22 protein-coding genes and 1 riboswitch are annotated in these 20,429 nt (G+C 68.8%); of the genes, 9 read left to right on the forward strand and 13 right to left on the reverse strand.

Features of this window, described 5'->3' with window-relative positions; genetic code table 11:
* From VIM54_RS04350 to VIM54_RS04360, 3 genes are all read left to right on the forward strand, one after another.
* The coding region (locus tag VIM54_RS04350) for a D-alanyl-D-alanine carboxypeptidase/D-alanyl-D-alanine-endopeptidase (protein WP_331899466.1) at window positions 1-1,290 on the forward strand (1,290 nt) is incomplete at its 5' end.
* 37 nt (window positions 1,291-1,327) lie between these two features.
* Window positions 1,328-1,906, forward strand: a complete 579-nt coding sequence (locus VIM54_RS04355; protein ID WP_331899468.1) for an isochorismatase family protein — start codon at window positions 1,328-1,330, stop codon at window positions 1,904-1,906.
* Between the two features lie 42 nt (window positions 1,907-1,948).
* The gene (locus VIM54_RS04360) at window positions 1,949-3,439 is read left to right on the forward strand and encodes an NAD-dependent succinate-semialdehyde dehydrogenase (RefSeq protein ID WP_331899470.1); all 1,491 of its coding nucleotides are present in this window, start codon (window positions 1,949-1,951) and stop codon (window positions 3,437-3,439) included.
* 130 nt (window positions 3,440-3,569) lie between these two features.
* Here VIM54_RS04360 and VIM54_RS04365 read toward each other — a convergent pair whose 3' ends face one another.
* Window positions 3,570-4,019, reverse strand: a complete 450-nt coding sequence (locus VIM54_RS04365) for an Hsp20/alpha crystallin family protein (protein WP_331899472.1) — start codon at window positions 4,017-4,019, stop codon at window positions 3,570-3,572.
* 197 nt (window positions 4,020-4,216) lie between these two features.
* Between VIM54_RS04365 and VIM54_RS04370 the strand changes: the two genes are divergently transcribed.
* Window positions 4,217-5,203 carry a zinc-dependent alcohol dehydrogenase family protein gene (locus tag VIM54_RS04370; protein WP_331899474.1) on the forward strand — a complete coding sequence of 329 codons (987 nt, stop codon included), beginning with the start codon at window positions 4,217-4,219 and terminating at the stop codon, window positions 5,201-5,203.
* Window positions 5,204-5,230: 27 nt separating this feature from the next.
* Here VIM54_RS04370 and VIM54_RS04375 read toward each other — a convergent pair whose 3' ends face one another.
* Window positions 5,231-5,902, reverse strand: coding sequence for a BON domain-containing protein (locus tag VIM54_RS04375; RefSeq protein WP_331899476.1), 672 nt, complete (start codon window positions 5,900-5,902; stop codon window positions 5,231-5,233).
* 53 nt (window positions 5,903-5,955) lie between these two features.
* A complete protein-coding gene (gene adhP, locus VIM54_RS04380; RefSeq protein ID WP_331899478.1) occupies window positions 5,956-6,966 on the reverse strand; it encodes an alcohol dehydrogenase AdhP in 1,011 nt (336 codons plus the stop codon).
* Window positions 6,967-7,126: 160 nt separating this feature from the next.
* On the opposite strand from adhP, the gene VIM54_RS04385 reads away from it, so the two are divergent.
* Both VIM54_RS04385 and VIM54_RS04390 read left to right on the forward strand, forming a co-directional pair.
* A complete protein-coding gene (locus VIM54_RS04385; protein ID WP_331899480.1) occupies window positions 7,127-7,609 on the forward strand; it encodes a universal stress protein in 483 nt (160 codons plus the stop codon).
* Between the two features lie 28 nt (window positions 7,610-7,637).
* A complete protein-coding gene (locus tag VIM54_RS04390) occupies window positions 7,638-8,438 on the forward strand; it encodes an RNA methyltransferase (protein WP_331899543.1) in 801 nt (266 codons plus the stop codon).
* A 15-nt stretch (window positions 8,439-8,453) separates the two neighbouring features.
* On the opposite strand, the gene VIM54_RS04395 is transcribed toward VIM54_RS04390, so the two are convergent.
* Together VIM54_RS04395 and VIM54_RS04400 are read right to left on the reverse strand one after the other, a co-directional pair.
* Window positions 8,454-10,289 (reverse strand): ABC transporter ATP-binding protein, encoded by a 1,836-nt coding sequence (locus tag VIM54_RS04395; RefSeq protein ID WP_331899482.1) that lies wholly within the window; start codon window positions 10,287-10,289, stop codon window positions 8,454-8,456.
* A 60-nt stretch (window positions 10,290-10,349) separates the two neighbouring features.
* Complete coding sequence (locus tag VIM54_RS04400) at window positions 10,350-10,562, reverse strand: hypothetical protein (RefSeq protein WP_331899483.1); 213 nt, start codon at window positions 10,560-10,562, stop codon at window positions 10,350-10,352.
* 187 nt (window positions 10,563-10,749) lie between these two features.
* Between VIM54_RS04400 and VIM54_RS04405 the strand changes: the two genes are divergently transcribed.
* Genes VIM54_RS04405 through VIM54_RS04415 form a run of 3 tightly spaced genes read left to right on the forward strand, consistent with a single transcriptional unit; the run spans window position 10,750 to window position 13,360 of the window.
* Window positions 10,750-11,676, forward strand: a complete 927-nt coding sequence (locus tag VIM54_RS04405; RefSeq protein ID WP_331899485.1) for an ABC transporter ATP-binding protein — start codon at window positions 10,750-10,752, stop codon at window positions 11,674-11,676.
* A complete protein-coding gene (locus tag VIM54_RS04410; protein WP_331899487.1) occupies window positions 11,673-12,524 on the forward strand; it encodes an ABC transporter permease in 852 nt (283 codons plus the stop codon). The genes VIM54_RS04405 and VIM54_RS04410 overlap by 4 nt, the downstream gene beginning before the upstream one ends.
* The gene (locus VIM54_RS04415; protein ID WP_414673166.1) at window positions 12,521-13,360 is read left to right on the forward strand and encodes an ABC transporter permease; all 840 of its coding nucleotides are present in this window, start codon (window positions 12,521-12,523) and stop codon (window positions 13,358-13,360) included. Before VIM54_RS04410 ends, VIM54_RS04415 begins: the two co-directional genes overlap by 4 nt.
* Before the next feature lie 181 nt (window positions 13,361-13,541).
* Here the strand turns inward: VIM54_RS04415 and VIM54_RS04420 are convergent, their stop codons facing one another.
* The 8 genes from VIM54_RS04420 to VIM54_RS04455 form a co-directional block, all read right to left on the reverse strand.
* Complete coding sequence (locus VIM54_RS04420) at window positions 13,542-14,816, reverse strand: MFS transporter (RefSeq protein WP_331899488.1); 1,275 nt, start codon at window positions 14,814-14,816, stop codon at window positions 13,542-13,544.
* A gap of 217 nt (window positions 14,817-15,033) precedes the next feature.
* Complete coding sequence (locus VIM54_RS04425) at window positions 15,034-15,480, reverse strand: hypothetical protein (RefSeq protein WP_331899490.1); 447 nt, start codon at window positions 15,478-15,480, stop codon at window positions 15,034-15,036.
* A complete protein-coding gene (locus VIM54_RS04430) occupies window positions 15,461-15,604 on the reverse strand; it encodes a hypothetical protein (RefSeq protein ID WP_331899492.1) in 144 nt (47 codons plus the stop codon). Before VIM54_RS04430 ends, VIM54_RS04425 begins: the two co-directional genes overlap by 20 nt.
* Before the next feature lie 20 nt (window positions 15,605-15,624).
* On the reverse strand, window positions 15,625-16,095 hold the full coding sequence (gene ribH / locus VIM54_RS04435) for a 6,7-dimethyl-8-ribityllumazine synthase (protein WP_331899493.1): 471 nt from the start codon (window positions 16,093-16,095) through the stop codon (window positions 15,625-15,627).
* The gene (ribA, locus tag VIM54_RS04440) at window positions 16,092-17,396 is read right to left on the reverse strand and encodes a GTP cyclohydrolase II (protein WP_331899494.1); all 1,305 of its coding nucleotides are present in this window, start codon (window positions 17,394-17,396) and stop codon (window positions 16,092-16,094) included. The genes ribH and ribA overlap by 4 nt, the downstream gene beginning before the upstream one ends.
* Window positions 17,393-18,013, reverse strand: coding sequence for a riboflavin synthase (locus VIM54_RS04445; RefSeq protein WP_331899496.1), 621 nt, complete (start codon window positions 18,011-18,013; stop codon window positions 17,393-17,395). The genes ribA and VIM54_RS04445 overlap by 4 nt, the downstream gene beginning before the upstream one ends.
* A 5-nt stretch (window positions 18,014-18,018) precedes the next feature.
* Window positions 18,019-19,077 (reverse strand): bifunctional diaminohydroxyphosphoribosylaminopyrimidine deaminase/5-amino-6-(5-phosphoribosylamino)uracil reductase RibD, encoded by a 1,059-nt coding sequence (ribD, locus tag VIM54_RS04450; RefSeq protein ID WP_331899498.1) that lies wholly within the window; start codon window positions 19,075-19,077, stop codon window positions 18,019-18,021.
* Between the two features lie 105 nt (window positions 19,078-19,182).
* A riboswitch (FMN riboswitch) is annotated at window positions 19,183-19,350 on the reverse strand.
* A gap of 86 nt (window positions 19,351-19,436) precedes the next feature.
* Window positions 19,437-20,420, reverse strand: a complete 984-nt coding sequence (locus tag VIM54_RS04455; RefSeq protein WP_331899500.1) for a sugar-binding transcriptional regulator — start codon at window positions 20,418-20,420, stop codon at window positions 19,437-19,439.
* Window positions 20,421-20,429: the final 9 nt, after the last annotated feature.

Here is a 20,429-nt window from a genome sequence, read left to right on the forward strand (position 1 = left end):
CCCGCCGCGGCGGTCGTGCCGACCACGAGCCCGACACCGACCCCGACTGCCAGGCCGACCCCGAGCGCGATCGCCGATCCCACCCACCTGCGCACCTGCTCGGTGGCCAAGCCGGCATCCGATCCCAACCTGCTCACCTTCCAGGGCAGCGTGATCAACGCGACGACCGGCGAGGTGCTCTTCGACCGGGCCGGAGCGACTCCGGCGCGCACCGCGAGCGTCATGAAGACCCTCACCACGGCGGCCGGGCTCGCCGTGCTCGGGCCGGCCTACCAGTTCTCCACGAAGGTCTATGAGGGGAGCACGCCGGGCAGCATCGTGCTCGTGGGCGGCGGCGACCCCACCCTGAGCGCGCTCGGGCCGGGCGAGGAGAGCGTCTACAAGGGCGCACCGAAACTGAGCGACCTCGCGTACCAGGTGAAGACCCAGTGGGCGGCCGACCCCAAGAACGCCGGGGTGGACATCACGAGCGTGATCCTCGACGCGAACATGTGGAACCCGGCCGACAACTGGGACCCCACCTGGGAGCGTAGCGAGCAGACCGAGGGCTACCAGCCCGAAATCACCGCGCTCATGGTGGATGGCGACCGCGCGGACCCCAAGGCCCAGGACAGCCCGCGCAGTAACGACCCGGTGGGTCGCGCCGGGAGCGCCTTCGTTTCGGCGCTCGGACTGCCGGCCTCCGTCACGGTCACGGCCGGCACTGCGACCGCCGGCACCAAGCTCCTCGGCGAGGTGAAGTCCCAGCCGCTCAAGACGCTCATCTCCTACCTGCTTCCCGTCTCCGACAACACGCTCGCCGAGATGATCGCGCGGGTCACCTCCAAGATGAGCGGCAGCGACGGCTCGTCGGCCTCGCTCAAGACCGTCATCCCCGCCGCTCTCGTCGGCTACGGACTGCAGCCCACGGGGCTGACGATCATCGACGGTTCGGGGGAGAGCAACTCCAACGGCGTTCCGGCCGCCTTCGTCGCGCAGCTCATGGCCAAGGTCTCCGCCGGCGAGCAGAACCTCAAGATCATCTACGACGCGCTGCCGATCGCGGGCAAGACGGGAACCCTCGCCAGCCGGTTCACCGGGGCGAACGCGATCGCCCGCGGAGCGGTGAACGCCAAGACCGGCTGGATCAAGACCGAGTATGCCCTTGCCGGCATCGTGCACGCCGCCGACGGAACCACCCTCAGCTTCGCCTTCTATGCCCTCGGCAAGATCAACAGCCGCACGCAGCCGGCCCTCGACACCATCACCACCGCCGTCTTCACCTGCGGCAACAACCTTGCCAACAATTGAACGGGCCAGCCGTGATACCAGGAACCAGCGCGGGTCGATGAGCCGGGCGCTCTTCGTCGTCGACGTGCAGAACGACTTCACCGAGGGAGGCGCTCTCGGTGTCGACGGAGGGGCGGCGGTCGCCGCGGGCATCACGCGCTACCTTCGCGAACATCCGGGCCGCTACGACCAGGTGATCGCCTCCCGGGACTGGCACGATGCCGACAACGACAACGGCGGCCACTTCGCCACCACCGAGGCGCCGGACTTCGTGTCCACCTGGCCGGTGCATTGCGTGGCGGGCACCCCCGGCGCCGACTACCACCCGGACCTCGACACCAGCCTCATCACGGTGCAGGTGCGAAAGGGCCAGGGGCGGCCCGCCTACTCGATCTTCGAGGGGGTCACGGACGACGGACGCACGTTCGCCGAGGTGCTCTCCACCCTGGGGATCGACGACGTCGACGTCGCGGGGATCGCCACCGATTACTGCGTGCGGGCCTCGGCCCTCGACGCGCTCGGCACTGGGCGGCGTGTGGCCGTGCTCTCCGACCTCGTGGCCGGAGTCGCCCGGCCCTCGAGCGACGCGGCGCTCGAGGAGCTCGCCGCGGCCGGCGCTGAGGTACACCCGGCCTGACGGGCCGCTCGGTGACCGGCGCCCGGTCGTAGACTCGATGCCATGAGCGCGCTGTCAGAATCCGAGAAGTTGGCAGAATCCGAGCTGTTGGCAAAGGTGCCCGATCAGCTTTTCATCGGCGGCGACTGGGTGGACTCCACCTCCGACCGCGCCATCCAGGTGCATGATCCGGCCACCGGGGCGGTCATCAAGTCCATCGCCGATGCGTCGGTCGCGGATGGGGCGAGGGCCATGGACGCCGCCGCCGCAGCGCAGGACTCCTGGGCGGCCACGGCGCCGCGCGTGCGCGGGGAGATCCTGCGCGGGGCATTCGACCTGCTGCAGGAGCGGGCGGACGAGTTCGCCCTGCTGATGACCATCGAGATGGGCAAGCCGCTCGCGGAGGCGCGCGGCGAGGTTGCCTACGGCGGGGAGTTCCTGCGCTGGTTCAGCGAGGAGGCGGTGCGCATCAGCGGCCGCTACGGCGTGAACCCCGAGGGCACCGGGCGCACGATCGTGACGCACCTGCCCGTCGGTCCGTCGTTCCTCATCACGCCCTGGAACTTTCCCCTCGCCATGGCCACCCGCAAGATCGCTCCGGCGCTCGCCGCCGGCTGCACCGCCGTCGTCAAGCCCGCCGAGTTGACTCCTCTCACCACGCTCTACTTCGCCAGGCTGCTCGAAGACTCCGGGCTGCCCAGGGGCGTTGTCAACGTGATCACGACCTCGACCTCCGGCGAGGTGTCGGCCCCGATCATCGCCGACCCGCGCCTGCGCAAGCTCAGCTTCACCGGATCCACCGGCGTCGGCGTCCGCCTGCTCAAACAGGCCGCGGACAACGTGCTGCGCACCTCGATGGAGCTCGGTGGCAACGCCCCGTTCCTCGTCTTCGAGGACGCCGACATCGACAAGGCCGTCGACGGCGCGATGATCGCCAAGTTCCGCAACATCGGCCAGGCCTGCACCGCCGCCAACCGGTTCATCGTGCACGAGTCGGTGGCCGAAGACTTCGCCGCCCGGGTTACCGCGCGCGTGAAGCAGCTGACGGTGGGCCGCGGCACGGAGGAAGGCGTGGGCATCGGCCCGCTCATCAACGAGGCGGCGGTCGCCAAGGCGACCGATCTCGTTCGGGACGCCGTGACGCGCGGCGCGACCCTGCTCACCGGCGGGTCGGCGATCGAGGGTGACGGCACGTTCTACCAGCCCACCGTGATCTCCGGCGTCCTGGCGGGGAGCGAGATCCTTCGCGAGGAGATCTTCGGCCCGGTGCTCGCCATCTCGACCTTCACCGACGAGGCGGATGCCGTGGCGAAGGCCAATGACACCGAGTACGGCCTCGTGAGCTACGCCTTCACCCGCGACCTCGCGCGGGGCCAGCGCCTCATCGAGAGCCTCAAGACCGGAATGATGGGACTCAACACCGGTGTCGTCTCGAACGCGAGCGCCCCGTTCGGCGGAGTGAAGCAGTCGGGCCTCGGTCGCGAGGGCGGGGCCGAGGGCATCCACGAGTACCTCGAAACGAAGTACGTGCTCACCCCCAGCCCCTTCGCCTGACCCCTAACCCCTTCGGTGCCATTCCGAAATCCATGCATTTCTGCTCAACACGCCGCGTCGGCGCGCCGATGAGCGGCGAGTCGGCACGGATTGCATGGATTTCGGAAGGTGGGTAGGGCGGGAGCCGCGGCTACTTCTTGGCGGCGGCCGGCTTGCCCGTCGTAACGGCGATCGTCTCCGGAGCTCCGGCCGTGATCGCCACCTTGCGCGGCTTCACCCGCTGGCTCACCGGGATCATGACGCTGAGCACTCCGTTGTGATAGCTCGCCGAGATGCTGTCGGCATCGATGCCGTCGCCGAGGCTCAACTGGCGCACGAACGATCCGCTCGGGCGTTCCTGGGTGAGCCATTCGGCGTTCTCGGCGGTGGAGAGCGTGCGAACCGCGCGAATCGTGAGCACCGAGCCGTCCACATCGATGTCGATCGAGCCGGGATCAACTCCCGGCACGTCGGCGTTGAGCATGTAGTGATCGCCCTCGCGATAGAGGTCCATCGGCACGAATCGTGGGCCGCGTCGTCCATCGGACATCGTCGCACTCATGCGATCCAGTTCGCGGAACGGGTCGAAGAACATTGCCATTTTCTTTTCCTTTCTCTTCGCGGCGGCCAATCGAAGAGGGCCGTCGCCCTGATTCCGACGCTAGCCCCGGTCCGTGCGCCCGGTAGGGACTTTCGTCACGCGGCGCGGGGATGCGGGACTTTCGACCGTCGATTCGGGGGCTCACGACGGGTTGACTGGCCGGAGCGCCCGAGTGTGGCGCCGAAAGGACGGCGAGCATGAGGGCCTGGACCAGCGACTCGACCACGCGATCGATCCGGCTGGCGGAGCGAGAGGCGCCACTCCCCGCGCCGGGCGAGGTGCTGGTGAGGGTGACGGCGTGCGGGGTGTGCCGCACCGACCTGCACGTCGTCGATGGGGACCTGCCCGTGCACCGCGTCGGGGTGGTTCCCGGCCACCAGGTGGTGGGCACAGTTGCGGGGCTTGGGGACGGCGTGGTCGACCTGCGGCTGGGTGACCTCGTGGGCATCGCCTGGCTTCGCAGCACCTGCGGGGCGTGCGCGTGGTGCCGCACGGGTCGCGAGAACCTGTGCCCGCGGTCGACGTACACGGGCTGGGATGCGGATGGCGGCTTCGCGGAGTTCGCCACGGTGCCCGAGGCCTTCGCCTACCTTCTTCCCGGCGACAGCGATCCGATCGCGACCGCGCCGCTGTTCTGCGCCGGGATCATCGGCTTCCGCGCCCTGGCCCGAGCCCAGCTGCCGCCGGGCGGCCGGCTCGGAATCTACGGCTTCGGGTCGAGCGCTCACATCACCGCGCAACTCGCGATGGCGGCTGGCGCCGAGGTGTTCGCGATGACCCGCGGCGAGGCGAACCGTGAACTCGCGGGCAGCCTGGGCGTTGCGTACGTCGGCGAGGCGGACGCCGTGCCTCCGCAGCCGCTCGATGCCGCGATCGTCTTCGCTCCGGCCGGCGAACTGGTGCCGCTCGCGCTGAGGGCGACGACGGCCGGGGGAACGGTGGTGGTGGCCGGCATCCACCTCTCCAATATTCCGCCGCTGGAATACGAGAGCACACTCTTCCACGAGCGGGACCTGCGCAGCGTGACGGCCAACACCCGCGGCGACGGGATGGCCTTCCTCCGGCTCGCGCACGCCCTGCGGTTGCGCCCCCAGACCACCGTCTACCCGTTCGGGAGGGCCGCCGAAGCACTCGACGACCTGCGAAGCGGATCCGCCTCCGGGTCCTTCGTGCTGGAACTCTGACAGCGGACGGCAGACAGCGGAGGCTGGCTAGAACGGCCGAACCGAGATCTGGTTGTGCACGCTCGATACCGTCGGTGAGGCCCAGGCCGTGAACCCCGCCTGCCGCTTCTCCGCCCACGACTGCACGGTGCCGGTGAGGGTCACCTCGCTGCCCCGAACCTGCACCGTGATGCTGTCGGCATCCACCATGGCGTTGCGGATGAGCGCGCGCCGGATCTTCTCCTCGGTGTCGCGCGCGGTCGGCCGGGGAGAAAGGGCGACGCGGTTGTCGACGAAGTACACCCCGGCGATCCGCTCCACGGCACGGTAGGCGGCGTCGCGTTCGTAGTTCCAGTTGACGGTGCCCCGCAGGGTCACGACGTGGTTGCGCACCTCGGCCTGCACCGTCGTGTGGGGAACGTCGGAGGTGTAGAGCAGCGCGTTGTTCACCGCCGTCGCCACCTCCGAGTCGCTGATCGCACCCTCGGTCGGCTCACGGATCTCCAACTGGTCGACGACGGTCGACACCCCACGCACGCGCAGCGCCGCCCGCGTAGCGGCCGCACGCTCGGTCGGGTTCACCTCGCCGGAGAGGGTGACGACTCCGTCGTGCACCGAGACGCCGATATCGGCCGGCTCGACGTCGGGGGTCCAGGTGAGTTCGTCGACAACGGCGGCCTGGACCTCGGCGTCGCTGTGTCCGTTCGCTGAAGTGGTCATCTGCCCAGCCTCGACCCGCGTGCGGGCGGAACGTCAGGGCCGAAGGTCCCCGGTCAGTACTCGAAGACGAGTCGGGCGGGCACCTTGCTCGAGAGGACTTCGGCCATCGCGGTATTGACATCGTCAAGGCGGCGGGTCTCGGCGATCACTCGCGTGTGGCCGGCCGCGTGCAGGGCGAACACCTCGGCGAGATCCTGGCGGGTACCGACGATCGAGCCGATGATCGAGATGCCTTTGAGCACTGTCTCGAAGATCGGGATGCTCATGGTGAGCTCGGCGGGGAGCGCCACGCAGACGAGGCGGCCGCCTCGACGGAGGGAGGCGAAGGCCTGCTCGAACACGACGGGAGACGCCGCGAGAACGATCGCGACATCCGCGCCGCCGATCTCCTGGATGGCCTTCACCGGGTCAACCTTCGCCGCGTTCACGACGAACTCCGCCCCGAGCTCGGTGGCGAGGTCGAGTTTCGCCTCTTCGATGTCGACCCCGATCACCGACCCGCCGACGATGCGCGCATATTGAACGGCGAGGTGGCCGAGACCGCCGACACCGAACACGGCGACGCGTTCCGTCGGGGTGATGCGGGCGACCTTGACGGCCTTGTAGGTGGTGACGCCGGCGCAGGTGAGCGGTGCCGCGTCGAGCGGGCTGATGCCGTCCGGCACCGCGACGACATACTTGGCGTTGGCGAGCGCGTACTCCGCGAATGCGCCGTCCACCGAGTAGCCGCTGTTGTGCTGCTGCTCGCAGAGCGTCTCCCGGCCGTCGATGCAGTAGCGGCACTCACCGCACGCATAGCCGAGCCACGGAATCGCCACGCGATCGCCGATCGCCCTGGTGTGGACGCCGGCGCCGAGCTTCTCGACGATGCCGACCCCCTCGTGACCGGGTACGAAGGGCAGGCTGGGCTTGACCGGCCAGTCGCCGTGGGCCGCGTGGATGTCGGTGTGGCACAGGCCGCAGGCCTCGAGGCGAACGAGGATCTCGCCCTCGGCGGGTTCGGGGATGGCCCGATCGACGATCGTGAGCGCGTCCGTGAATCCGGTGACGACTGCTGCCTTCATTGGCTGTGCCTTCCTGTTGGCGCGGCGGTGAACCCGATCGAGTGGTGGGGCGGGACCTGGCCGCGCGACGGCCTCCGCATCTCAGAATCTGTCACGCCGGCGGGACTCTGGTAGGGACTTTCGGCCCTCCAGGGATGGCGGGGCGGGCAGACCATGAGCCATGGACACGACACAGACGCATCAGGATTCCCCTCGAATCGTTGTGGGGGTTGACGGGTCGGCCTCGTCGATCGACGCGCTCCGGCGCGGCGCCAGGATGGCGGAGGCTCTCGGCGTGCGTCTCGAGGCAATCACGGTCTGGCAATACCCCCTCGAATTCGGCGGGTACGTCACCTCGGAATGGTCCCCGGAGACGGACGCTCGGTCCGTGCTGGACGAATCGGCCCAGGAGGTGTTCGGGGGGACCCCGCCCGACTGGCTCGTTCCCGTGGTGTGCGAGGGGTCGACGGCGCAGGTGCTCATCGACGCGAGCAAGGGCGCGGAGATGCTGATCGTGGGCAGCCGAGGCCATGGCGGTTTCGTCGGGCTGTTGCTGGGTTCGGTGAGTTCCCGGTGCGCGGAGTACGCCCACTGCCCGGTGCTGGTCGTGCACAGCGGTGACCGGGAGGTCGCTCCGGCGGCCGTGGCGGAGGCCGTCGCCTAGAATTGGAGCCTCACCTGGAGGCCCCAAGATTCCCGTCATCGAGATCACCGATCTGGCCGATGCCCGCCTCGGCGACTACTCCCACCAGACCGATGTCGCCCTCAAGAAGGCGCGCGGCACGGAGCACGGGCTCTACATCGCCGAGTCGGCGCTCGTGCTCGAACGCGCCCTCGCGGCCGGGCATCGGCCGCGGTCCGTGCTCGCGCTCGGCGGATCGGTGGATGAGGCGCTCGAACTGCTCGGCGACCGCGACGTGCCCGTCTTCTCCGGTCCGGCGGTGTTGCTCGAGGAGCTCACCGGCTACCTCCTGCATCGCGGCCTCATCGCCGCGATGCACCGGCCGGAGCTGCCCGCTCCGGAGTCTCTGCTCGCGACGGCCAGGCGCATCGTGATTCTCGAGAACGTCGCAGACCCCACCAACGTCGGCGCCATCTTCCGGTCGGTCGGCGCAATCGGCGCGGACGCCGTGCTTGTGACGGCGCGCTGCTCAGACCCCTTCTACCGCCGCGCGATCCGCGTGAGCATGGGCACGGTGCTGCAGGTGCCGTGGACACGCGTCGGCGACTGGACATCAACGAGGGAGCTGCTCTCGGCATCCGGTTTCCACATCGCGGCCCTGGCCCTGGGGCCGGATGCCGTCGGCCTGCGGGACTTCGCCGCGAACGCCCCCGAGCGGGTCGCCTTCGTGCTCGGCGCGGAGGGCGACGGCCTCACCGCGGAGGCGCTCGCGGCCGCGGACACCATCGTGACGATCCCGATGGCGCACGGGATCGACTCCCTCAATGTCGCCGCCGCGAGCGCCGTGGCGATGTGGGCGCTGGCCGACTGAGCCAGCGGCCTCCGGCTAGACGAGCAGCTGGCGTTTGGCGAGGTCCTTGTAGAGGGGCGTCGACTTGACGAGCTCGGAGTGCGTGCCCACCCCCACCACGCGGCCGTGGTCGAGCACCACGATCTGGTCAGAGTCCACCACCGTGGAGAGGCGGTGCGCGATCACGATGAGCGTGCGGTTGTCGGCGACGGCGTCGATGGCCTCGCGCAGCAGTTGCTCGTTGAGCCCGTCGAGGCTCGAGGTCGACTCGTCGAGCAGCAGGATGGGGGGAGCGGCGAGCAGGGTGCGCGCGATGGCGAGGCGCTGGCGTTCGCCACCGGAGAGCATGATGCCGTCTTCGCCGACCGGGGCGTCGAGACCGAGCTCGTTGCGCTCCAGCACTTCGGTGAGATTGACGTCGTGCAGCACCTGGATGCACTGTGCGTCCGTTGCGTCGGGGGCGCCGAGGGTGAGGTTGTCGCGCAGCGAGCCGGCGAGCACCGGGGCGTCCTGCTCCACGTAGCCGATCTGGGCGCGGAGGGCCTCGCGGTCGAGGCCGCGCACGTCGAGGCCGCCGATGCGCACCACGCCGGCCGACGGGTCGTAGAAGCGTTCGATGAGGGCGAGGATCGTGCTCTTGCCGGCGCCGCTCGGGCCGACGAGGGCGGTGCGCTTGCCGCGCGGTGCCTCGAAGCTGATGCCGTGCAGCACGGTGAGATCCTTGCGGGCCGGTGTCTCGTCAGGCTCGTCCGTCTGGGTCGGCCTCGCCGCCTCCGGGTAGGTGAAGTGCACGCCGTCGAAGGTGATCGCGGCATCCGTCTCACGGGGGGCGGCCGGCTCGATCGCCGCGTCGAACTCGTCCTCGCTCGGCAGGGAGATGATCTCCTGGATGCGGCCGAGGGCGCCGAGGGCCTGGTTGACGGAATTGATCGCCCCGAAGGCCTGGCCGAGCGGCATGATCATCATGAACAGGAACAGGATGAACGCCACGAGGCTCGAGATGGTGATCGCGCCGCTCGCCACCCGGAAGCCGCCGACGCCGAGCACGACGAGGAACGACACCTGCAGCGCGATCCCGGCGATGGGCACGACGAGCGCAGAGATCTTCGCGACGCTGATTCCCATGCGCCAGGCGCCCTCCGCGTCCTTCTCGATCGCCGCGATCTCCCGCTCGGTTGCGTTGGAGGCGCGCACGGTGCGCACCGCGCTGATGGCGCGCTCCACGGAGGCGGCGAGGTCGCCGACCTTCTCCTGCTGCTTGCGGCTCGCGACGCGCACCCGGCCGCTCAGACCGACGACGGTGATCACGGACGCCGCGATCACGAGCACGGTGAGGCCGAGCAACACCGGGTCGATGATGAGCATCGCGATGAGGGCGCCGACGAAGACGAGGGCGCCGCCGACGGCATCCACGAGTCCCTGGGTGATCACGGCGTAGAGCAGGGTCGTGTCCGAGCCGACGCGGGAGACGAGGTCTCCCGTTCGGCGGGTGTCGAATTCGCTGATCGGGAGGCGCAGCATCCGGCGCACCAGCTGTCGCCGAGCGGAGAGCACGACGCTGGTACCGGTGCGTTGCAGGAGGTAGTGCTGGAAGCCGCTGAGCAGGCCGGAGACCACGACGAGGCCCACCAGCAGCCAGACGAGGGTGCCGAGGTTCTGCCCCTTCTGCACGACGGAGATCACCTGGCTCACGAGCAGCGGCTGGGCGAGCGAGGCCGCGGCGCTCAGCAGACTCAGGCCGATCACGACGCCGAGGATGCGCTTGTGCTCGAGCAGGTAGGGAAGCAGCTGGCTGAAGCGGGCGCGCGGCCCGTCGTCCTTCTTGCCTCGGCCGAAAGGGCCGGACCGTGGGGTCTGCGTCGTGGAGCTCATGATTCCTTAGTCTTTCGTGGCGCGCGGCCGGATCGGTACTCCGAGCGGCGTAACTTCGCTCTAGCGACGCCCGTACTTTTTGTGCACCGCCTGGCGGGAGACGCCGAGGGAGGTGGCGATCATCTGCCAGCCCATGCCGAGGTTGCGGGCCCTGTGCACGAGCGTAGCTTCGTGGCGATCCAGTTCGACACGCATTTCGCTCACGGCATGAAGAGCTTTGAGCGGATTCTCGTCCCCGGCTTCGGAGCTGAGGGTGCGGAGGGCGTCTGACACGGTGTCAGCCGTGGTTGACAGGCCGCGACTTGTCAACGTGGGTTGACGTGGGCGCGAGTGGGTGCTCGTTTCGCGGTGTCAGTTCGGCGTGACATCACGTTCACTTGTCAACGCGAAAACGGGGAGCACCCGCCGGGGTCACGGCCGCGAGTGGCGGTGACGGCGGCATTGGCTAGGGTGGAGAACGATGTCTCCTCCAGTGATCACAGCGAAGTCGCTCACGAAGAAGTACAAGGAATTTGCCGCCGTCGACGGCATCTCCTTCGAGGTCGCGCCCGGCGAATCGTTCGGGCTGCTCGGGCCGAACGGCGCCGGCAAGTCGACGACGATGCGCCTGGTCGGCGCGGTGTCCACGCGCACGAGCGGTGACCTGTCGATCCTCGGGCTCGACCCGAACGAGCACGGCCCGGAAGTGCGTTCGCAGCTCGGCGTCGTGCCGCAGCAGGACAACCTCGACATGGAACTGCGGGTGCGCGACAACCTCATCGTCTACGGCCGCTACTTCGGCATGAGCCATGCGCAGTGCGGCAGGAAGGCGGATGAGCTGCTCGAGTTCGCGCAACTGACCGACCGCGCCAAGGCGAAGGTCGACGACCTCTCCGGCGGCATGAAGCGACGCCTCACCATCGCGCGCTCGCTCATGAACGACCCGCGCATCCTGCTGCTCGACGAACCGACGACGGGACTGGACCCGCAGGCGCGGCACATTCTCTGGGATCGGCTGTTCCGGCTCAAGGAGCAGGGCACCACCCTCGTGCTCACGACCCACTACATGGACGAGGCCGAGCAACTCTGCGACCGGCTCGTGGTGGTGGACAAGGGCAGGATCATGGCAGAGGGGGCCCCGGCCGACCTGATCAAGCAATACTCCACCCGCGAGGTCGTGGAGGTGCGCTTCGGCTCGGACCGCAACGCCGACGTGGCCCGCCGCCTCGCCGGGGTCGGCGAACGCCTCGAGGTGCTGCCCGACCGCATCCTGATCTACAGCGAGGACGGAGACGCGGAGCTCGCGCTCATCGCCGAGATGGGGCTCGAGCCGATCACGAGTCTCGTGCGCCGCTCGAGCCTCGAGGATGTGTTCCTCCGCCTCACCGGACGGAGCCTGATCGAATGACGGCGGTCACCGAGCCCTTCGCGGCCGAGACGACCGGGCGCGCGCTCGCCGGGGGAGTCAGGCCGCGCCGGTACGGCTCCTGGTACGTGGCCGAGCACCGCATCCGGGGTATGCGCTCGTACCTCAAGACGCTCCTCGTGACGAGCGTCGGCAACCCGCTGGTCTACCTCTTTGCCCTGGGCGTCGGCCTCGCCAGCCTCATCGACAAGAACCTCGGGCCGAACGGCTTCAACGGCGTGAGCTACCTCGCGTTCGTCGCACCGGCCCTGCTCGCGACCGCGGCCGTGACCGTCGCGGCCGAGGAGTGCACGTACCCGATCATGATGGGGTTCAAGTGGAACCCCATCTTCTTCGGCATGAACGCGGCCCCGATCACAGGCAACCAGATCGTGAACGGCGTGTTCATCTCGGTGCTCGTGCGCATCATCCCCACCTGCGTGGTCTACTTCCTCGTGATGCTGCTCTTCGGCGCCGTGCCGTCACCGTGGGGTGCCCTCGACATCCTGGTGGCGACCTTCACCGGGCTGTCCGTCGGTCTCGTGATCGCCGCGTACACGTCGCGGATCGTCGACGACAAGGGCCAGATGGCCATGATCATGCGCTTCGGCATCACGCCGATGTTTCTCTTCTCCGGCACCTTCTTCCCGCTCAGCCAGATGCCGATCTTCCTGCAGTGGATCGGATGGATCTCTCCCCTCTGGCACGGGACGCAACTCGGGCGCGTGCTGAGCTACGGTGCCGTCGAGCCGACCTGGCTCACCGTGCTGCACGTGCTGTACCCCGCCGCCCTGTGCGTCTGGGGCTGGACGACGACCCAGCGGGTCGTCACGAGGAGGCTCAACAAGTGACCTCCACGCCCGCCCTCACGCCGACCCGTCCGCCCTCGAAGCCGCGCTCTGGCGGCATCGGCGCGCTCTACGCCGGCAATGCGCGCTCGGTGGTGAGCCGCGGCCTCCTCGCCACCAGGAGCACCAACTACCTCATCGTGCTCAGTGGTTTCTTCGAGCCGGTGTTCTACCTGCTCTCGATGGGCCTGGGGCTCGGCGCCCTCGTGGGGAACGTCGCCACGAGCACCGGCGAGCACGTGCCGTACGCGGCGTTCATCGCCCCGGCCCTGCTCGCCGTCTCCGCGATGAACGGCGCGATCTACGACTCCACCTGGAACGTCTTCTTCAAGATGCAGTACGCCAAGCTCTACGAGGGAATGCTCACCACCTCGCTCGGCCCGCTGGACGTCGCGCTTGGCGAGATCCTGCTCGCGCTGCTGCGCGGAGCCCTCTACGCCGGCGGCTTCATGATCGTGATGCAGGTGCTCGGCCTCAACCTCGCCTGGACGGCGATCCTCGCCCTGCCGGCCGTGCTGCTCATCGCGTTCGGTTTCGCGAGCCTCGGCATGGCGATCACCAGCTACCTGAAGACGTTCCAGCAGATGGACTGGATCACCTTCGTGATGCTGCCGATGTTCCTCTTCTCGGCCACCTTCTACCCGCTGAGCGTCTACCCGACGGCGATCCAGTGGGTGATCCAGGCGCTGCCGCTCTGGCACGGGGTGGAGCTCGTGCGCGGTCTCACCACCGGCGCCCTCAGCGTGGCCATGCTCTGGCACGTGCTGTATTACGTCGTGATGATCGCCATCGGGCTGGTCTTCACCACCCGGCGGTTGCGCGCGCTGTTCCTCGACTGAGCGGCCGCCCCGGGGCGCCTGCCAGAGCGTGACCGCGATGATCGGCGCAAGCGCTGCACCGAGGATGCTCGCCAGGTTGTAGCCGATCGCGCTGCCGCTGTAGCGCACGTTGGTGGGGAAGAGCTCGGAGAGTTGCCACTCGTGGCGGCCCTCTCGACCATACTCTCGTGCGGTGGACCGGCTAGCGCACGCTCCTGATCGGCAGGATCGCGAGCCCGCCGACGGTGGCCGCGATGGCCGCCGAAATGAAGAGCGCCTGGAACCCGCCGAGGGACGCGACGATGAACGCTCCGAGCAGCGGGGCGACGGCCTGCGGCACGGCCGTGGCGATGTTCATGATGCCGAGGTCCTTTCCGCGGGTGTGCGAGTCTGGCAGCACCTGGGTGGCGAGGGCCTGGTCGACCGCCATGAAGCATCCGTACCCGAGGCCCAGCAGGCCGGCGGCCGCCATCGTCACCGGCAGTGCTGGCACCAGGGCGAGCAGCAGCGCGGCGAAGGCCTGGAGATAGGCGGCGATATAGACGAAGACCTTGCGCTGGCCGATCCGGTCGCTGAGCTTGCCGAACCCGAGCGCCGATCCGGTGAAGAACACCAGGTAGATCAGGGTGAGCACGAGCAGGTCGACCTGGGCGGTCGCACGGCGGTCGAGCCCGAACATGAGGAAGTAGAGCAGCAGAGTGGTGCCGAGCGCGTTGCCGAGGTTCACGAGGATGCGGCTGAGAAGTGTCCAGCCGAAGTCCGGGAACCGCACGGGGCTGATCCAGAAGCCCTTCACCAGGCTCGCCACCGTGAACGGGGCTCGAAGCACCCGCGGCAGCACCTCGTCTGGGACGAGAAGCACGAAGGGAATGACGAGCAGAACGAGCAGCGCAGCGACAATCGCGTAGCCGGCCAGCAGGCTGAGACTCAGCGCCAACACGAGGGCGAGGCCGAGCACGATGCCGATGGCCTGGGGCGCGGAGACCCAGCCGGAGACGAACCCGCGCTGGTTCACCGGCACCTGGTCGGAGATGGTCGCGGTGATCGCCGCGGTCGCCATGCAGAAGCCGACGAGGGACAGCGACCAGAAGACGCCGACGCCGACGAGGGTCGACTGCAGGCCGAGGATCAGAAGCGAGACCGCGAACACGCCGGTGCCGGCGATGATCCACGGCCTCCGACGCCCCAGCCGGGATGTCGTTCGGTCGGAGAGAGCGCCGGTGAGCGGGTAGGTGATGAGGGCACACCCCCCGGCGATGCCCGAGATGATGCCGAAGGCCACCACGCTCTGCGTCCAGCCGGTCTTGCCGAGAAGGTCGCTGATCTGCTGGGGAAGCAGAAGCTGGATGGGGGTGAGCTGCGCCATCCAGATGCCGAGCCAGGCCGTCGCGAAGAGGGCGATCCACCGGCCGGGGACCAGCCGCTTCGGCTCGGCGAACGGTGTGAAGGCGGCGGGAAGGGTGGTCGGTGCGGTCACGCAACTGCTCCTAGGCTCTGTCGGCGATGCGCACGGACGGAGTCGGGAGTAGTCGTGCAGAAGCCCCCGAAGACCGCCCGCCGAAGCCCCATCGGGTAAAGCGAGTGCCGCAAGAGTACCGTGCGCCGCACCGGGGCGAAACCTCCCGTTCAGGGGGTGCAGTGCCCTCGCCGGGCTCGACGCCGCAACACGCCGGATCGCACGGCCGCGCGGGGCGTCAGGGCCCGCTGTCGGCGATGCGCCAGCCCACGAAGAGGGCCGTCGCATCCGACACGAACGTGCCGCCGGCCACCGGCTTGCCGCAGTCGTAGATCTGTAGCTTCTTGGAGGTGGAATCCGTGAAGTGCAGGGTGATGCTGGTGGCCAGGCCGCCGGTGCAGTCGTCATTGAGGGACTCGTCGAAGTTGCGCACATCGATCGAATAGTGCCGCACCAGCGCGCGGAACTCGTCGACCCGCTTCTCGTCGGAGATGACGTGAACGGTGTCGGAGAAGTTCGGCACCGCCTGGTACTGGCTGAACTCGATCTTCTCGATCGGCGCCAGGGAGACGGGCCGGGAGAACAGCTGCACCGCGAAGAACACCGCGAGCCCCACCGCGATGACGGCGGAGATCCAGACGATGGTGCGGGGCGGGTCGCCGAGTTTAAAGGATCGTGCCGACAAGGGTCGCGCGCCCGATGCTCTCGATGGCGCTTGGGTTCACGAAGACGAAATACACGAAGCCCACCGCGGCGGCGATCGCGATGACGAGGGCCACGACGATCATCAGCTTGAATTGATTGAGCACGAAACCACTCTACCGAGCGATCAGCCTCTCAGGTCGCGGATGAGTGCGGCCGTCGCGAGGGCGGCCTCCGCGGCCTCGGCCCCCTTGTCTTCCTTCGACCCCTCGAGGCCGGCCCGGTCGAGACCCTGCTGCTCGTCGTCGAGGGTGAGCACACCGAAGCCGACCGGCTTGCCGGTGAGCACGGTCACCTGGGTGAGCCCGCTCGTGGCGGCGTCCGAGACGTACTCGAAGTGCGGTGTCCCGCCCCGGATGATCACGCCGAGGGCGACCACGGCATCCGCTCCGTTGTCGAGCGCCGCCTTGCTCACCACCGGCAGCTCGAAGCTGCCGGGCACCCGCACCTCGGTCACTTCGGCCCCGGATGCCGCGAGCACCCGCCGGGCCCCGGCGAGCAGGCCGTCGGTGATCACTTCGTGCCACCGGCCGGCCACGATGGTCACCTTGAGCCCCGTGCCGTCCGTGGTGATCTCTGGTGCTCCGTCGCCGCTCATTTGATGTGTCCTTTCGGGGTTTCGAGGAGACGCTTGTGGGCTCGCGCCGCGCCCTCGAGTTCGGTGTTGTTGGGGAGGATGTGGCCCATGCGGTCGCGCTTGGCCCCGAGATAGCTCTCGTTGAAGCTGCCGACGCCCACGACCAGCGGCACCTGCTTGGTCACGGTGATGCCGCGCTCGCGCAACTGGCGCAGCTTCTCTGGGTTGTTCGTGATCGCGCGCACCTCGGAGATGCCGAGGTCCTCGAGAATGGCGACCGCCGCGCTGTAGTCCCGGCCGTCCGCCGGGAAGCCGAGGGCGATGTTGGCGTCGAGGGTGTCGAGCCCCTCCTCCTGCAGACGGTAGGCCTTGAGCTTGTTGATGAGCCCGATGCCGCGGCCCTCGTGGCCGCGCATGTAGATGACCACTCCGCCCTCCGACTGGATCTGCTCGAGGGCGGAATCGAGCTGGGGGCCGCACTCGCACTTGAGCGAACCGAACACCTCGCCGGTGAGGCACTCGGAGTGCACCCTGAAGAGCGTGCCGTTCGTCGGGTCCCCGGAGATGATCGCGAGGTGGTCCGCTCCGGTCATGCGATCGCGGTAGGCGCGAAAGCGGAACTCGCCATGGGTGGTGGGGATGGTGGTCTCCACCTCGAATATCACCCGCGACGTCTCGGGGATCGGCATCGCCGTCGGCACCTTCGTGTCGCAGTGGGTCTCCTGGAGGTGCGCGATGAGCGCCTCGATGGTGACGACCAGCACGCCCTCGCGCTCGCCGAGCTGGATGAGCCCCGGCAGGCGCATCATCTCGCCGTCGTCGGCCACGATCTCGGAGATTGCCGCGACGGGCATCAGCCCCGCGAGCTTGAGCAGGTCCACCGATGCCTCGGTGTGGCCGTCGCGCTCGCGCACGCCGCCGTCAACTGCGCGCAGCGGGAGGATGTGGCCCGGCCGGTGCAGGCTCGTCGGGGTGGATTCGAGGCTGGCGAGAACGCGCAGCGTGTGGGCGCGGTCGGCGGCACTGATTCCGGTGCTCAGGCGGTCCGCGGCATCCACCGACACCGTGTAGTTGGTGCCGCGCGGGTCCTCGTTGTTCACCACCATCATCGGCAGTTCGAGGCGGTCGGCGATCTCGTTGGTCATCGGGGCGCAGATGAAGCCGGACGAGACGCGCACCATCCAGGCGATCCACTCCTGGCTGGCGAGCTCCGCCGCGATCACGACGTCTCCCTCGTTCTCGCGGCTCTCGTTGTCCACAACGATGACGGGGCGGCCGTCGCGCAGGGCGTCGAGGGCCTGGGGGATTGTGGCGAGGCTCATGACCCGCTCCTTCTGTTGGTGAGGCTGTTGGTGACGTCGAGCATTCGCTCCACCTGGCGGGCCAGAATGTCGGTTTCGATGTTGACGGAGTCGCCAACGGACTTGAGCCCGAGGGTCGTCGCGGTGAGGGTCTCCGGGATCAGCGAGACCTCGAACCAGTCGTCGCCGACGTCGCTCACCGTGAGCGAAACGCCGTCGATGGCGATCGAGCCCTTGCGCGCGACGAGAGCGGCCAGCTCGGGGTGAAGGCTGAAGCGCAGCACCCGCCACGCGCTGCCCTCGGCGATGCGGAGCAGCTCGCTCGTGCCGTCGATGTGCCCCTGCACAATGTGGCCACCGAGCCGGTCGCCCAGCCGGGCCGCCCGCTCGAGATTGACGCGGGCGCCGGGGGCCACGGTCGCGAGGGTGCTCATGGCAATCGTCTCGGACATCACGTCGGCCGTGAACCAGTCGTCGCCCTTGTCGACCACGGTGAGGCAGACGCCACTCACCGAAATGGAGTCGCCGTGACCGGCGTCGGACACCGCGAGCGGGCCGCGCACGGTGAGGCGCGCCGCATCCCCGGTTCGGGTCCAGTCGACGACCTCGCCGAGCTCTTCGATGATTCCAGTGAACATGGTCACTACTTCTTTCCGGTGGTGGGATTTTCTGCACGCACGGGACGGGCGACGACGAGCAGGTCGTCGCCGAGTCGCTCGACCGAGTCGATGCGCAGTCGGCGGGCCTCGCCGATCGTGTGGACGCCGATGTCGCCGGTCGCGAGCCGGTCCCCGCCGATGAGCACTGGCGCGAGGTAGACGAGGTATTCGTCCACGAGACCGGACTCGACGAAGGCGCTCGCGAGGGTCGGGCCGCCCTCGACGAAGGCATGGCGGATGCCGCGGTCGAAGAGGTCGGTGAGAATGCCGGGCAGGTCGCGGCTCGCGGTCACGATCGCGGGTTGCGGATGGTGGAGCACCTTCGCGCCGGCGGGAATCGCCGTCTCGCCTACCACGACCGGGATCGGCTGGTGGGGCATGAGCTCTCCCGCGTCGCCGCGGGCGGTGAGCGACGGGTCATCGGCGAGAACCGTGCCGGTGCCGACCAGGATCGCGTCCGACCTCTCACGCTGCTCGTGCACCCTCTGGCGGGCCGCGGTGCCCGTGATCCACTTGCTGGTGCCGTCGGCGGCGGCAGATCGGCCGTCGAGGCTCGAGGCCCACTTCAGCGTGACGAATGGACGACGCAGGCGCTCGGCGGTGAGCCAGACGCGCATCGCCTCTTCGACCTCGTCGACCAGGACGCCGGCCTCCACCGTGACGCCGGCTCCGCGCAGCCGCTCGGCGCCGCCGCCGGAGCGCTGGCCGGGGTCGGACACCGCGTAGACGACCCGCCCGACCCCCGCCGCGATGAGCGCCTCGCTGCAGGGTCCCGTGTGGCCGAAATGGTTGCAGGGCTCGAGAGTGACCACGGCGGTGGCGCCGCGAGACTGCTCGGGGGAGAGCTTGGAGAGGGCGTCGACCTCCGCGTGCGGGGTGCCGACCCCACGGTGCCAGCCCTCGGCGATCAGCTCACCGAGCGAGCCATCGGCCGCGGCGGCGAAGATCGCGCAGCCCACCCGGGGGTTCACGCCGAACGCCGGCCCGTGCGCGGACAGCGACACGGCGTGGCACATGGCCTGCTCGATCGCTGCCTCGGTCATCCGGTCCTCTGTCCCTGCCACTGGTGTGGCGTTGAGACGGGCTCCGGGATTTGTGGTCGACGGATCGACCCGCACCGGCCCGCCCCAAGACGGCTCGAACCCGTGCGCGTGCTTCCTTCCATCCGGACTGAGAGATCCTGCGATCTCATTACCGTCGGTCTCGGAGTTTCACCGAATCAACCGCTGCCTCGCACTTGTGTTCACACAGGCCAGAAGCCGCGGGTCGCGGACTATCACCGCCGGTTCGGACTTTCACCGACCCCGGAGCACGTTCTTACTCTTACGAGTCTAGCCAACGCTCCCGGGCGCACAGTATTCCCGCTGCGCCCGCTACGGAATGTGTCGGTTGAGCCTGTCGGTCAGGCCATGTCGGCGAGTTGGGCCGCGGTGACCTCGTCGATCACCAGGTCGGTGATCACGCCGGTGGCGACGGCCCCGCGGATGGCCGGGAGCTTGGCCTGGCCGGAGACCACGCCGATGCGTCGCGGCGTGGCCCTGAGCGAGTCGAGCCCGGGCCCGCTCGAGCGGGCGTTGAGCGGGATGTTGTCGAAGCTCCCGTCACCGCGGAAGAACACGGTGGCGATGTCTCCCACGACCCCGGAGCGGGAGAGCGCGTCGTAGTCCGCCCGATCGAGGTAGCCGCCGGCGTAGACGTGGCTCGGCACATCCGCGTTCGGCGACCCGATCCCGAACAGGGCGATGTCCATGCGCTTCTGCACCGCGAGCACTCGGGCTGTGCTGCGCTCGCGCCAGAGGGCGTCCTTGGTGGCTGGATCGTCGAAGAAGGCCGGCACGGGGAACTGCTGCACCATCGCCCCGAAGGCCGCGCCGAACCGGCCGATGATCTCGCTCGCGTAGACCAGTCCCGTGGTGTGCGCGTTGCCGGCGCCATTGAGCTGAACGACCTGCACGTTGCGCACCGGCTTGCGTGAGAGGTGGCGGCTGACGGAGGCGATGGTCGACCCCCAGGCCACCCCGAGGATCATGGTGGAGTCGACGAAGTCGGTGAGAATCCGTGCAGCGGAGAGGGCGACGCGCTCGAGCCGGTCCACCTCCGTAGCCGCGTCGCTCGTCGGCACGATGTGGGCGGTGAGCCCGAACCGATCGTGCAGCTGGTTCTGCAGCTGGGACACCTGGTCGAGCGGGGAGTGGATGCGGATCTCCACGAGCCCGGATTCCCGGGCGAAACTGATCAGCCGCGACACCGACGAGCGCGAAATGTGCAGCTCGTTGGCGATCGCCTCCATCGTGAGGTCCTGGATGTAGTAGAGGTGGGCGGCGCGCAGGGCGTCCGCCACCCGGTCGGCGGTCCTCGCGGGCGGGGACCCGGCATCCTGCGTCATCTGCACATC

The organism is Lacisediminihabitans sp. (genome assembly GCF_036569425.1).
GTDB lineage: Bacteria > Actinomycetota > Actinomycetes > Actinomycetales > Microbacteriaceae > Lacisediminihabitans.